The sequence below is a fragment of the Nocardia sp. NPDC058640 genome, assembly GCF_042716995.1.
GTDB lineage: Bacteria > Actinomycetota > Actinomycetes > Mycobacteriales > Mycobacteriaceae > Nocardia.
The window spans coordinates 43266-58930 of the sequence record NZ_JBHXRG010000033.1; the positions used below are offsets into that span (position 1 = coordinate 43266).

The following is a 15665-nucleotide window of genomic DNA, read 5'->3' on the forward strand; positions in this document are numbered from 1 at the left end:
CGGCCGCCGTAGTACTCCGAATCATGGGCGTGGATAAGCCACGCCCTGGGCCGTCGTGTGCCCGGGCGCTGCTCGGGGAGATGTGACACAAGGCAGAAACGGAGTGCTTGATGAGTTCTTTGGCCACCGACCACGTCAGCTCATGCGTCACCGACGAGGATCCGGGCCAACCGTTCGCCCTCTCGCCCGGTCAGACAGCACTGTGGTACGCGCAACGGATTCGGCCCGATATTCCGCTCACCATCGCTCATTACGTGGAACTGCACGGTGACCTCGACGTCGGCCGGTTGCTGTACGCGAACGAGCGCTACGGCGCGGAATCCCAAGTGGGACATGTCCGTCTGCTCGAGATCGACGGCGTGCCGCACCAGCGCGTGGACCCCACCTGGCGGCCCGGCTGGGCCCGGATGGACCTGCGCGACGAAGCCGACCCGCGCGCCGCCGCGCTGACCTGGATGAACACCCACGCCAGCACCCCCAGCGACATGGAGCACGAGCCGCTCACCATCAACGTGGTCATCCGCGTGGGGGACCAGGAGTGGTTCTGGTACCAGCGCGGGCACCACATCGTCATCGACGGCTACGGCGCCATGAACGCCCTGTCGCGCACCGCCGAGATCTACACCGCCACCGGCGAACAGCGCGAACCGACGGCCTCGCGCGCGGCCGCCCTGGTTGACCTGTACGCCGATGAATCCCGCTACCGCGAGTCCAGCCGATTCCGTGCCGATCAGCAGTACTGGATGGAACAGCTGGCCGGTGTGGGCGAGCCGATGACGCTGTCGTCGGTCACCGCCGCGGGCGACACCCACGACGCGGGCAGGCACCGCGCCACCGCGGTCCTGGACACCGACCTGGACACCCTGCTCACCGAGGCGATCGCCACCCACGGTTCGGCCAACTCCGCGCTCATCGTCGCCGCGCTCGCCGCCTACGTCCGTTCGGTCACCGGCGACCCGGATGTCGTGCTGAGCCTTCCTGTTTCGGCCCGCACCACCGTGGCGCTGCGCCGTTCGGCGGGCGTGGTGTCCAATGTGGTGCCGCTGCGCGTGCGGTTCGACGAGCACACCACCGTCGCCGACGTCGTGCGCCAGACCGAACTGCAGATCACCGGCGCCCTGCGCCACCAGCGGTACCGCTCCGACGACATCCGCCGCGACTGCGGGTACTCCCGCGACGCGCGCGGGTTCTTCGGGCCGATGGTCAACATCATGCTGTTCCACGACGAGTTGAAGTTCGACGACATCGCAGGTCAGGTGCACGTGCTGGCCACCGGACCCGTCGAAGACCTGTCGATCAACATCTACAACGGCGACGGCGGCCGCATCCAACTCGACTTCGAAGCCAACCCGAAGCTCTACGGCGAGACCGAGAACGCCGCCCACCACGGCCGCTACCTCGACTTCCTGGCCCGCTTCCTGGCCGCCGAACCGACCACGCCGGCCAACACGCTCACCGCGATCACCACCGCCGAACACGCCAGGGTGCTGCGCGAGTGGAACGCCACCGCGATGCCGGTCCCCGCCGCGACACTGGTGTCGCTGTTCGAAGACCAGGTGCGCCGCAGCCCGCACACCATCGGTCTCGAATTCGGTGACCGCACACTGGGTTACACCGAACTCGGTGACCAGGTGAACCAGTTGGCGCGCGAACTCATCGCCCGTGGCGCGGGGCCCGAGACCACGGTCGGCGTGTGCCTGCACCGCAGTATCGATCTGGTGGTCGGGATCTACGCGGTGCTCGCCACCGGTGCCGCGTATCTGCCGTTGGACCCCGAGCATCCGGTCGACCGCATCGAAGCTGTTGTGACGCAGGCACTTCCGGTGTGTGTGCTCACCGCCGCGCGCGACGGGGTCCGGCTGCCCGAGGGTACCGAGCGGCTCGACGTGGACACCCTCGATGTCAGCGCGCACGATGTCGCGCCGATCACCGATGCCCAACGGCGCGCGCCGCTGCGCGCCGATCACCTGGCCTACGTCATCTTCACCTCCGGTTCCACCGGTAAACCCAAGGGTGTCGGTGTCACGCACGCCGCCATCGTGAACCGGTTGCGGTGGATGCAGGCCGAATACCCCCTCGATTTCACCGACGCGGTCCTGCAGAAGACCCCCGCCACCTTCGACGTGTCGGTATGGGAGTTCTTCTGGCCCTTGCAGGTCGGTGCCCGGCTGGTCGTCGCCGCCCCCGAAGGACATCGCGACCCGGCGTACCTGGCGCGGATCATCACCGAAAAGTCCATCACCACAGCACATTTCGTGCCGTCGATGCTGTCGCTGTTCGTCACCGACCCGCGCGTGCGCGGCGGGGCGGGGCTGCGGCGGGTGTTCTGCAGTGGTGAGGCGCTGCCCGGCGCCACCGTCACCGATTTCCATGCGGCACTGCACGGTCCCGACGGTGGGCCGCAGCTGCACAACCTCTACGGGCCCACCGAGGCCGCGGTCGACGTCACCTACTGGCCGTGCCCGGCCGACGCCACCACCGTGCCGATCGGTTCGCCGGTCTGGAACACCCAGACCTACGTGCTCGACCCGCAACTGCGCCCGGTGCCGCCCGGTGTCGTGGGTGAGCTGTATCTGGCCGGCGTGCAGCTGGCCCGCGGCTACCTGGGCCGCCCGGATCTGAGCGCCGACCGGTTCGTGGCCAACCCGTTCACCCCCGGCCAGCGCATGTACCGCACCGGTGACCTGGCCCGCTGGCAGGTCGACGGCGGCATCCTGGAATACCTGGGGCGCACCGACTTCCAGGTCAAGATCCGCGGGTTGCGCATCGAACTCGGCGAGATCGAAGCGGCACTGTTGGCGCAGGACGACATCGCTCGCGCGGTGTGTGTGGCCCGCGCCGCCCGCACCGGTGACGATGAACTGGTCGCCTACGTGGTCGCCGCGCCCGGCGCGCAAGCACCCGACCCGACCGCGCTGTTGGCGGTGCTGCGCCGTGGTCTGCCGTCGTACATGGTGCCCTCGGCGCTGGTCGTGCTCGACGAACTGCCGTTGAGCGCCAACGGCAAGGTCGACCGCAAAGCGCTGCCCGCACCGGAGGCGGGTGTGCGGCTCACCACCGGTGCCGACGCGCCGCAAACCGAACTGGAATGCGCCCTGGCCGAGATATTCACCGAGGTACTCGCCCTGGACGGCACCGCGATCGGGGTGCAGGACAGCTTCTTCGACCTCGGCGGCAACTCGCTGGTCGCCGCGCGGGCCGTGGCCCGGATCAACACCACCCTCGACGCGAACGTCAGCATCCGCGAGATGTTCGAAGCGTCGACCATCGCGTCGCTGGCCGCGTACATCAGCACCCACCGGTCCGAAACCTCCACGCCCAGACTGGTTCCCGTGCACCGGCCCGAACGGGTGCCGCTGTCGCTGGCCCAACAGCGGCTGTGGATTCTCAACCGGTTCGCCGAACACGCCGCCGCCTACAACATGCCCCTGGCCTTGCGACTGACCGGAACCCTCGATCTCGACGCGCTGCGTGCAGGACTGCGCGACGTGCTGGACCGCCACGAGAGCCTGCGCACCAGCTTCCCCGAAGGCCCGGAAGGTCCGTACCAGCTCATCCATCCGGCCGCGGGCGTGGAACCCGAACTCGAGCCCATCGACGTGGACGCCGCCGACATCACCGCATTGGCCGCCGAAGTGGCGGGCCGCGGATTCGATCTGCGGACCGAGACTCCGCTGCGGGTCGCGCTGTACCGGGTCGGCGGCGACGACCACCTGCTGCTGGTGGTGCTGCATCACATCAGCGGCGACGGCTGGTCGGTCGCCCCGCTGGCGCGGGACCTGATGGTCGCGGTGTCGGCGCGCGCGAGCGGTACCGCACCGCAGTGGACGGCGCTGCCGGTGCAGTACGCCGACTTCGCGATGTGGCAGCGCGAACTGCTGGGCGAGGAAACCGACCCCGAAGCGCCCATCGCGGCGCAACTCGTGCACTGGCGTGGCGCACTGGCCGGGCTGCCCGACCAACTCGACCTGCCCTTCGACCGCCCACGCCCGCTGCACCGCGCCACCGGCGGCGACACCGTCGCCTTCACCATCGACGCCGAAACCCGCCGTGCCGCAGCAGAACTGGCGACCGGTCGCGGGGTCAGCATGTTCATGGTGTTGCACGCGGTGCTGGCCACCCTGCTGGCCCGGGTGTGCGCGAGCACCGACGTCACCATCGGCACGCCGATCGCGGGACGCTCCGATCCGGCCCTGGACGAGCTGGTCGGCATGTTCGTCAACACCCTGGTGCTGCGCACCGAAGTCGATCTGAGTGCCGGGTTCGATCGCATGCTCGACCTGGTCCGCGAAACCGACCTCGACGCCTTCGCCAACCCCGACGTGCCCTTCGAGCGCCTCGTCGAACTGGTCAACCCCGACCGCTCCACCGCCCGGCACCCGCTGTTCCAGGTGATGCTGTCCTACGACCGCACCCCCGAACTGCGCGTCGAATTGCCCGGTGTGACAGCCGAACTCGTACCGATCGAGCTGGGCGTGGCCAAGTTCGACCTGCAGCTCGAGGTCCGCGACAACCACGACGACGGACCATTGCACGCCGAATTCGGTTTCGCCACCGACGTTTTCGATCGCGCCACTGTGGAAGCCATCGCCCGGCGGTTCGCCGCTCTGCTGGCCGCCGCCGTCGCCACCCCCACCACACCGATCGGCGACCTCGACGTGCTCGAACGCCGCGAGATCGCGCGACTGGTGCCCGTGGCGGGCGCTCCTGCCGAACCGGCGGGCACGCTGGCCCGGCTGCTCGGACAGACCGCGCAGCGCCTGCCCGACTCGGTGGCGGTGCGGTACCTCGGCCTCGACACCACCTACCGGGAACTCGACGAACGCTCGAACCGGTTGGCGCGCAGCCTGATCGCGCACGGCGCCGGACCCGAATCGGTGGTCGCGGTCGCGTTGCCGCGTGGTCTCGAGTCGATCGTGGCCATCTGGGCCGTCGCAAAATCCGGTGCCGCGTACGTGCCCGTGGACCCGGCCTACCCGGCCGACCGCATCGCGCACATGATCGGCGACTCCGGTGCCGCACTGGGCCTGACCCTGCCCGAACACCTCGCCGCACTGCCCACCACCACGGGAAAGCACCGGAAAGCACCGGAGTGGATGGTGTTCGGCACGGCCGACTTCGAGGCCGATTGCGCGGTCCGCTCGGGCGCTCCGCTGTCCGACGCCGATCGCCGCCATCCGATGCGTGCCGGTCAGCCCGCGTATTTGATCTACACCTCCGGCTCGACCGGCACCCCGAAGGCCGTGGTGGTCACCCACGCCGGCATCGCCTCGCTGGCCACCGAGCAGACCCAGCTGTTCAAGGTCACCGACCACGCGCGCACCATGCATTTCTCCTCGCCCAGCTTCGACGCCTCGGTGCTCGAGTTGCTGCTCGGCTTCGCCGCGGGCGCCACCATCGTGGTCGCCCCGGCCGATCTGTACGGCGGTGCGGAACTGGCGAGTTTCCTGCGCTCGGAACGCATCACGCACGCCTTCATCACCCCGGCGGCGCTGGCGACCGTGCCCGCCGGGGATTTCCCCGCGCTCAACACCGTCATCGTCGGTGGTGAGGCCTGCTCGGACGAACTCGTCGACGCCTGGGCCACCAAGTACCGGATGCACAACATGTACGGCCCGTCCGAGGCCACGGTCGCGGTCACCGCGAGCGCGCCCATGGTGGCGGGGGAGCCGGTGCCGCTGGGCGCGCCCGTGCGCGGCATGCGGCTGTTCGTGCTCGACGGCCGGTTGAACCCGGTGCCGCCGGGGACCCCGGGTGAGCTGTGCGTGTCGGGGCCTGGCCTGGCCCGCGGATACCTCGGCAAGCCGGAGCTCACCGCGCAACGATTCGTGGCCAATCCGCACGGGCGTGTCGGTGAAAGGATGTATCGCACAGGCGATCTCGTGGTCGCCGACATGACCGGCCGGTTGCGGTTCCTCGGTCGCGCCGATGATCAGATCAAGATCCGTGGCTTCCGGATCGAACTGCGCGAAATCGACCATGTGCTGCGCGAACATCCGGGCGTGCGGTCGGCGCTGACCGTGGTCCACGTCGACGAGCAGGGGCAGCAGCGGCTGGCGTCCTACGTCACCGCGCACGGCCCGATCGACGCCGCCGCCGTACTCGACACCGCGCGCGGCGCACTGCCCGGCTACATGGTGCCCGCCGCACTCGCGGTCCTGGACACCATGCCGGTCACCCCGGCGGGCAAGCTGGACCGAAAGGCGCTGCCCGCACCGGAATTCGCGGCCACCGGGGGCTCACGCGCACCACGCACCCACCTCGAGATGCGCGTCGCCGCGGTGTTCACCGAGATCCTGGGACGCCCCGTGCCCGGCGCGGAGGACAGCTTCTTCGACATCGGCGGCAACTCACTGCTGGCCACCCGCCTGGCCGCCGCCCTGCACGCCGACTTCGAAGTGGACCTGCCCGTGCGGCAGATCTTCGAGGCGCCGACCGTGGCCGGGATCGCCGGGCTGATCACGGAAGCGCCCCGGACGCAGCGGGTGGCGCTGGCGGTACACACCCCGCGCCCGGGACGCATACCACTGTCGTTGCCGCAGCAACGGCTGTGGTTCCTGAACCGATTGTCCCCCGAATCCAGTGCCTACAACATCGCGTTCGTCTTGCGAATCGGCGGAGATCTGGACGTGCATGCGTTGCGGGGCGCGGTCACCGACCTGGTGGAACGCCACGAGGTACTGCGCACCGTCTTCCCCGAAGACCTGTCCGGCGCCCAGCAGGTGATCCTGCCGCTGGCACAGGCGATGCCGACCATCGAGGTCACCGACACCGCACCCGAGCAGGCCCGCGCCGAGTTGACTTCGCTGGCCCGCCAGGGATTCGACCTCACCCAACAGACCCCGTTGCGAGTGTCGTTGCTGCGCACCGCATCCGACGAACATCTGCTCGGCGTGGTCGTGCACCACATCGCCGCCGACGGCTGGTCACTGGGCCCGCTCACGCGCGACCTGGCACTGGCCTACGTGTCCCGCACGACCGGCACCGCATCGGGTCCGGCACCACTGCCCGTGCAGTACGCGGACTTCAGCCTGTGGCAGCGCGCGGTGTTGGGCGCCGACGACGACCCGGACAGCGTCTCCGCGACACAGTTGGCGTTCTGGCGGGAAACCCTGGCCGAACTGCCCGACGAACTGCCGCTGCCCTTCGACCGGCCGCGCCCGGCCGAACCCACCGGGGCGGCGGGCACGGTGACCTGCCAGGTCTCCGCACCGCTGCAGGCCGCGCTGGACGAGCTGGCCGGCGCCACCGGTGTCAGCCTGTTCATGGTCGTGCGCTCGGCACTGTCGGTGCTGTTGCGCAGCGTCACCGGCGGCCGCGACATCCCCATCGGCACCCCCGTGGCCGGTCGCACCGACATCCAGCTCGACGACCTGGTCGGCATGTTCGTCAACACCCTGGTCCTGCGCTCCGACGTCGACCCCGGCCGCAGCTTCACCGACCTGCTGCACGCCGACCGCGACGCCGAACTCGCGGCGCTCGCGCACTCCGACGTGCCGTTCGAACGGGTCGTGGACGCGCTGGGACGGGAAAGCAGGGCCAGCAACCGGCACCCGCTGTTCCAGGTCGCGCTGAGCATGCAGGACAACCCCACACCCGAACTGGAACTGCCCGGCCTGCGCCTGGCCGCGGAAGAACTCGACATCGCCCTGGCCAAATTCGACCTGGAACTGCGGATCGCGCCCGCATCCGACACCGGTCTCCGCTTCGAATTCGTCTACGCCACCGAACTTTTCGACGCCGCCACCATCGACACCCTCGCCGACCGGTTCGTGCAGATCCTCACCCAGGTCACCGCCGACCCACGGCAACGGGTGTGCGATCTGGACCCGCTGACCGTGCCCGAACAGCGTGACCGCGTCCCCGCCCAGGGACCCGCCGCGGTCACCCCGATCATCCTGGCCGACATCCTCGACGGTGCCGCCACCAAGTACCCGCACCGGCCCGCGCTGCGCTGGTTCGCCGGCGGCAGCGTCGCGGGCGAGGTGGGCGAGCTCGATTACGCCGAAGTCGCCGACCGGGCGCATCGCCTGGGCCGTGCGCTGATCGCGCGCGGCATCGGCACCGGGGACCGGGTGGCCGTCGGCCTGACCCGTTCGCTGGACTGCGCACTGGCGATCTTCGGTGTCGCGGCCAGCGGCGCGGCCTTCGTGCCCGTCGACCCGCGCTACCCGGCCGACCGGGTGCGGCACATGCTCACCGACTCCGGTGCCCGCGCGGTGCTCACCGCGAGCACCGACGCCGACGCACTGCGCGAAGCCGCGGGCACCCTCGACACCCAGTGGTTGCTGATGGACGGCGACGATCTCAACGCCGAACTGGCAGGCTACGACGGCGATCCGATCACCGATTCCCAGCGGATCCGCCCCGTGCGCAACGCCGATCTGGCCTACCAGATCTACACCTCCGGCTCCACCGGACTGCCCAAGGGCGTGACCGTCACCCACGGCGGTCTGGCCAGCCTCGCCCTCGACCTGCACGAACGCATGGGCCTGGACCGGTTCTCCCGGACATTCTTCTTCTCCACCCCCAGCTTCGACGTCTCGGTGCTGGACATGCTGCTCGCGGTCTATTCCGGCGCCGAAATGGTGATCGGGCCGATCGACATCTACGGCGGCGACGAACTGGGCGCACTGCTGGAACGCGAACAGATCACCCACACCTTCCTCACCCCCGCGGTGCTGGCCTCCATCGACGCCACCCGCTGGCCGCTGCCCAGACTGCGCGGACTGATGGCCGGCGGTGAGGCGGTGCCGCCGGATCTGGTCGAAAGCTGGGCCCCGGGGCGTCGGTTCATCAACGCCTACGGGCCCACCGAGTTCACCGTCATCGCCGCGATGTCGGAACTGCACGTCGGCGTGCCGGTCACCATCGGCACGCCCGTGCGCGGCTCCCGTGCGCTGGTGCTCGACGAACGCCTGCGACCGGTGGTCACCGGCGTGCCCGGCGAGCTGTACATCGGCGGTGCCGGTATCGCGCAGGGCTACCACGAACGATTCGGCCTGACCGCCGGACGATTCATCGCCGACCCGTGCGGTCCGGCAGGCAGCCGCATGTACCGCACCGGTGACGTGGTGCGCTGGACCGCCAACGGCGAGATCGATTACCTGGGCCGCAGCGACCACCAGGTCAAGGTGCGCGGCTTCCGGATCGAACTCGGCGAGATCAGCGCCGTACTCGGCGCACACCCACAGGTTCGCTTCGCCCACACCGAGGTTCGACGGATCTCCGGCGACGACCGGATCGTGGCGTGGGTGCAGCTCAACGAAGGCACCGACCCCGCCGAACTGGCCGCGGTGGCCGAGCTCGCGAAGGTCCGGCTGGCCGGGCACATGGTGCCCGCGTCACTGAACCTGATCGACCGGGTACCGCTGACACCCGTGGGCAAACTCGACCGCACCGCACTGCCGGAACCGGAATTCACCGCCACCGCGGGCCGGGCACCACGCACCGGCGCCGAACGGTTGGTGGCCAAGGTGTTCGAGGACCTGGTCGGTGCGACCGAGGTCAGCGCCACCGACAGCTTCTTCGACATCGGCGGCAACTCGCTGCTGGCCACTCAGTTGGTCGCCCGGTTGGCCGCGGCCAGCAATGTGCGTCTCGAGGTGCGCACGGTGTTCGCGACGCCCACCGTCGCCGAACTCGCCGCACTCATCGAAACCGGGCCGTCCGGCGACGAACACCGACCCGACCTGGTCCCGCAGGTGCGCCCGGAACGGATCCCACTGTCCGCGGCACAGCGCCGACTGTGGTTCCTCAACCGGTTCAACGCGGGCGGCGACAACCAGTCCGCGGGCGCCTACAACATCCCGGTCGTGCTGCGCCTGCACGGTCTCATCGACCTCGATGCACTCGTTGCCGCTTTGCACACGGTGCAACGACGGCACGAGACGCTGCGCACGGTGTTCCCCGAAACCGGCGGCGAGCCCGAACAGTTGGTCCTGGACCCGGAGATCGCCGCGGTCACCCTGTTCCACGCCACGGCCACCCCCCATGAAGTCGAAACCGCCGTCACCCGCTTCGTCACCCCGGGCTTCGACCTGTCGGTCTCGGTGCCGATGCGCGCGGCGCTGATCACCGTCGACCACACCGGGAAGTCCGTCCCGGCGAAGGCCAAATACGCCGTAGCCAGTTCGACCGAACACGTGCTGGTGCTGGTCGTGCACCACATCGCGATGGACGGGTGGTCCCTGGAACCCCTCGCCGGCGAAGTCGCCGCCGCGTACCGGGGGATCCAGACCGGGGAACCGTTCGGCGAACAGATCCCGGCGATCCAGTACGCCGACTACACCCTGTGGCAGCAGGAACTTCTGGGCACCGAAGACGACCCGGACTCGCTGATCAGCAAACAACTCGAGCACTGGACCGGCGTGCTGGACGGGCTGCCCGAACTGCTCACCGTGCCCGCCGACCGGCCACGCCCGCCGGTGCCCTCCTACCGGGGCGGCACCGTCGACTGCGCGGTCGACGCCGCCACGCACCGGGCGTTGCGCGGCATCGCCACCGACAACAACGTCAGCATGTTCATGGTGCTGCACGCGGCCCTTGCGGTCCTGCTGCACCGGGTCACCGGCGACGAGGACATCACCGTGGGCACCGCCAGCGCGGGCCGCGGCCATCCGGCGCTGGACGCGATGATCGGCATGTTCGTCAACACCCTGGTGTTGCGCACCGAGGTCGCGCAGGACCGGGCGTTCATCGACCTGCTGCGCACCGTCCGCGACGGTGACCTCGACGCCTTCGCCAACGCCGACCTGCCTTTCGAACGGCTGGTCGAAGTGGTGAATCCGGCCCGCTCGCAGGCACATCACCCGCTGTTCCAGGTGATGCTGTCGGTGCGCAACACCCCCGTGCGGATGCTCGAACTGCCCGGCCTGCGGATCGAAGCCGTCGACGCCGACGCCGGCATCGCCAAGTTCGACCTGCAGTTCACCTTCACCGAAACCCAGACCGCCGACCGGATCGGCGACGGCATCGACCTGTCGGTGAACTACGCCGCCGACCTGTTCGACGAGGTCACCGCCCGCCGACTGGGGGACCGCCTGGTTCGCCTGCTCACCGCCGTGGCCGCCGACCCGCACACCGCGGTCGGCGACCTGGCACTGCTGGACGCCGTCGAATGGACCGCTCTCGCACCGGTGCACGGCGCCCGCCCCGACGCCCCGCTGACCCTGGCCGGGGTTTTCGGTGCCGCGGTCGCGCGCTCCCGCGACGGTGTCGCACTGTGCGCGGGTGACACCGTGGTCACCTACGACGCGCTGGACCGGTGGACCAACCGCCTCGCGCGGGTCCTGATCAGCCAGGGCGTCGGCCCGGAAACCCTGGTAGCCCTCGGCATTCCGCGTTCGGTGGAATCGGTGGCGACCATGCTGGCCGTGGCCAAGGCAGGCGCGGCGTTCGTGCCCGTCGACCCGAACTACCCACCACAGCGGATCAGTCACATGCTCACCGATTCCGGTGCGGCACTGGGGCTTACACTGCTCGAGCACCGCGATCGACTGCCCGGCGACACCCGCTGGCTCACCCTGGACGACCCGCAGACCAGGGCCACCGTCCTGGGCACCGACGACTCGCCCATCACCGACGCCCAGCGCACTCACCCACTGCGCCTGCACAATCCGGCCTACGTGATCTACACCTCCGGCTCCACCGGCACCCCCAAGGGCGTGGTCGTCACCCACGGCGGCCTGTCCAACTTCGCCGCCGAGACCGCCGACCGTTTCGACGTGCGGCCCGGCAGCCGGGTGCTGCACTTCGCCACGCCCAGCTTCGACGCCGCCATGCTCGACCTGCTGTTCGCCCTCGGTGGTGCGGCCACCCTGGTGATCTCCCCGGCCGGAGTGGTCGGCGGTGAGGAACTGCGGCAGGTGTTCATCCGGGAGCGGATCACCCACGCGTTCATCACCACCGCCGCACTGGGCACCGTCGACCCCACCGGCGTGCACTCGCTGGCGCACGTGCTCACCGGCGGCGAAGCACTGCCGCCGGAACTGATGGCGCGCTGGGCACCGGGCCGCAACTTCTACAACGTCTACGGCCCCACCGAGACCACCATCGTCACGCTGATGCCGCAACCGATGAGCCCGCAGGGCCCGATCACCATCGGTGGCCCCATCCGTGGCGTCGCGGCCACCGTGCTCGACCGACGGCTGCACCCCACCCCGATCGGTGTCACCGGCGAATTGCAGTTGGCCGGTGAGGCTTTGGCGCGCGGCTACCTGAACCGGCCGGGTCTGACCGCCCAGCGGTTCGTCGCCGACCCCTACGGGGCACCCGGTGCGCGGATGTACCGCACCGGCGACCTGGTGCGCTGGCGGGACGGCACTAAGTCGGCGCTGGACGTGGAATACGTGGGCCGCACCGACCACCAGGTCAAGGTCCGTGGTTTCCGCATCGAACTCGGCGAGATCGACGTCGCGTTCGCCCGCCACGCCGACGTCGAGCTCGCGCTCACCATCGGCCACACCACCGGGGCCGGCGTCACCGCACTGGTGTCGTATGTGAAGGCACGCAACGGCACCGCGCCCAGCGTGCCCGAACTGCTCGAACACGTCGCCGCGCACGTGCCCAATTACATGGTCCCGCAAGCGATCATGATGCTGGACGAGGTGCCACTGAGCCCGGTGGGCAAGCTGGACCGGTCGCGGCTGCCCGAGCCGGTGTTCACCGCGTCGGGTGGTTACCGGGCGCCGGTGACCCCCGCAGAGGTGGCGCTGTGCGCGGTGTTCACCGAGGTCCTCGGGGTACCGCGCGTCGGCGTGGACGACGGGTTCTTCGAACTGGGCGGCAACTCGCTGCTGGCCACCAAAGTCGTTGCCGCACTGCGTGAGCAGGGCTACGAGATGCCGGTGCAGATGATGTTCGGCGACGCCACCCCCGCGGGGATCGCCGCCAAGCTGGACGATCTGGACCCGGACGCGGTGATCGAGGCCGCCACCGGCCCGGTGCTGGCGCTGCGCCCGTCCACCAGCCCGCACGACACCCCGCTGTTCTGCGTGCACCCCGCCATCGGCCTGGCCTGGTGCTACGCGGGACTGCTCGCGCACCTGGCACCGCAACGTCCGGTCTACGGCCTGCAGGCCCCGCACGTGTCCGGCGACGACGGCTTCACCTCGATCCCCGAAGCCGCGGGACACTATGTCGCCCAGATCAAGTCGATCCAGCCGCACGGCCCCTACCACCTGCTTGGCTGGTCGCTGGGCGGGCTGATCGCGCAGGAGATCGCCGTGCAGCTGCAAGACGCGGGCGAAGATGTCGAACTGCTGGCCATGATGGACAGCTACCAGCTCGGCGACCGGTGGCTGGACACCTCGATGCCGACCGTGGCCGACATCCTCGGCGAATTCGGCGCGGACCTGGTCGACGGGGCACCGCTGCCCGCCGACCTGGACCTGCACGAAGCGGCGGACCTGCTACGGGCACAGCCGGGCCCGTTCGCCGCGCTCTCGGTCGATCACCTGCAACGCCTCTACACCGGTTACGCCGACGGCACCGTCATGGCCAACCGGTTCCGGCCGCGCACTTTCGACGGCGATCTGCTGTTCTTCACCGCCGCGGCGGACGAGATCAACGCCGCCGACCCCGGCCGGTGCGCCGAGGCCTGGCAGCCGTTCGTCACCGGCAACATCCACAACCACGACCTGCCCTGCAGGCACTCGGGCATGACCTCACCGGAATCGTTGGCGGCGATCGGCCCCGTGCTGCATCGCCACCTCGACGCCGTCCCGGAGATCACCGTGTGCGGCAGCGGCCAGAAGGAGATGCGTCCGTGAGTCTTGCGGTAGAAGTACGTGGCCTGGCCAAGAGTTACGGCAAGGTACGCGTGCTGAAAGAGATCGACCTGGAGATCCCGGCGGGCACCGTCCTGGGCCTGCTGGGACCCAACGGCGCGGGCAAGACCACCACCGTGCGCATCGTCACCACGCTGTTGCGACCCGACGCCGGTTCGGTGCGGGTCGCGGGCATCGACGTGCTCGCCGACCCGGCAGCCGCGCGCACCCGGATCGGGTTGTCCGGCCAGTACGCCGCGGTCGACGCGAACCTGACCGGTTACGAGAACCTGCGCATGGTGGCCCGCCTGTACGGCATGGGCCGCAAACAATCCGTGGCACGCGCGGAGGAACTGCTCACCGCGTTCGGCCTCGACCACGCGGCAGGCCGACGCGCGGGCACCTACTCCGGCGGCATGGCGCGACGCCTGGACCTGGCCGGTGCGCTGGTGGCGCGCCCGCCCGTGGTGGTCCTGGACGAACCGACCACGGGCCTGGACCCGCGCGGGCGCCTGGACATGTGGCAGGTGATCGGCGACCTGGTCGACGACGGCACCACCGTGCTGCTGACCACCCAGTACCTCGAGGAAGCCGACCTGCTCGCGGACCGGATCACCGTCATCGACAAGGGCACGGTGATCGCGCGCGGGTCCGCCGACGAACTCAAGACCTCCATCGGCGGCGACCGGCTCACCGTCACCCTGGCCGCCGGCCAGAGCCCATGGCCCGCGATGTCGGTGCTGCACCAGGTGGGCGTGGGCGAACCGATCCACGAACCCGGCAGCGACGAAGTGTCGGTGGTGGTCGGCAACGGTTCCCGCACGATGGTCGAAGCGTTGCGCCGCCTCGACGACGCCGGAATCTGCGTGCTGGATGCGAACGTGGTGCGCCCGACCCTGGACGACGTGTTCCTGTCCCTGACCGGCACCCCCGCCGAACCCATCCCCGAGTCCGAAACCGATGTTGTGCAAGAGGAGATCTTGTCGTGAGCGCGCCCGATGTCACGGTGGACGAGTACGAAACCCGCGACCTGCCGATCCAGCCCGCCACCCCGAGGCCGACCGCGCCGCAGGAGATGGAACCGCGGGCCCGGTTCGTGCGCGACAGCGCGATCGTGGCCTACCGCAACCTGCTCACCATCCTGCGCGTGCCCACACTGCTGGTCACCGCCACGATCCAGCCGCTGATGTTCGTGTTCCTGTTCGCCTACATCTTCGGCGCGTCACTGGGCGGCGACCAGTACCGGGAATTCCTGCTGGCAGGCATCTTCACCCAGACCGTGGCGTTCAACGCCGCCTTCACCACCGTCGGACTGGCGGGTGACCTGCAGAAGGGCATCATCGACCGGATGCGGACGCTGCCGATGTCGCGGCTGGCGGTGCTGATGGGCCGCACGCTGTCGGACCTGGTGGTCAACATCGTGAGCCTGGGCGTGATGTCGGTGTGCGGGTACATCGTGGGCTGGCGCATCCACGGCAGCTTCGGCGACGCGATGATCGCGTTCTCGATCATCCTGCTGTTCGCGTTCGCGATGTCCTGGGTCGGCGCGCTCACCGGCCTGGTCTCACCGACCGTGGAAGTGGCGCAGAGCGCGGGCCTGATCTGGCTGTTCCCGCTCACGTTCATCTCCTCGGCGTTCATCTCCGCCGAAACCCTGCCCGGCCCGCTGCGCGCGATCGCCGAATGGAACCCCATCACCGCGGTCTCCGCCGCAGGCCGCAAGCTGTTCGAAAACGACTCACCACCGGCGTTCGTCCCCGCGACCGGATGGGCCGCGGAGAACTGCATCCTCTACGCGATCATCTGCTCACTGGTCATCCTCGCCATCGCCATGCCGGCGGCCCTGCTGCAATACCGCAAGGTCGCCAGTCACTGAACCCCTGAAACGTCGAAGGC

3 protein-coding genes are annotated in these 15665 nt (G+C 69.6%); all 3 read left to right on the forward strand.

From position 1 onward, the window contains the following. Positions 1-110: 110 nt before the first annotated feature. Positions 111-13772, forward strand: coding sequence for an amino acid adenylation domain-containing protein (locus ACFWU5_RS25110; RefSeq protein WP_379243107.1), 13662 nt, complete (start codon positions 111-113; stop codon positions 13770-13772). Then, entirely contained in the window at positions 13769-14758 is a 990-nt protein-coding gene (locus ACFWU5_RS25115; RefSeq protein ID WP_379243105.1) for an ATP-binding cassette domain-containing protein, read from the forward strand. The genes ACFWU5_RS25110 and ACFWU5_RS25115 overlap by 4 nt, the downstream gene beginning before the upstream one ends. 86 nt (positions 14759-14844) lie before the next feature. Next, on the forward strand, positions 14845-15645 hold the full coding sequence (locus ACFWU5_RS25120) for an ABC transporter permease (protein ID WP_379243325.1): 801 nt from the start codon (positions 14845-14847) through the stop codon (positions 15643-15645). The last annotated feature ends 20 nt before the right edge of the window (positions 15646-15665 follow it).

Coding starts and splice junctions, on each gene's coding strand:
- ACFWU5_RS25110 (WP_379243107.1), top strand. CDS start 111: ATGAGTTCTTTGGCCACCGACCACGTCAGCTCATGCGTCACCGACGAG.
- ACFWU5_RS25120 (WP_379243325.1), top strand. CDS start 14,845: ATGGAACCGCGGGCCCGGTTCGTGCGCGACAGCGCGATCGTGGCCTAC.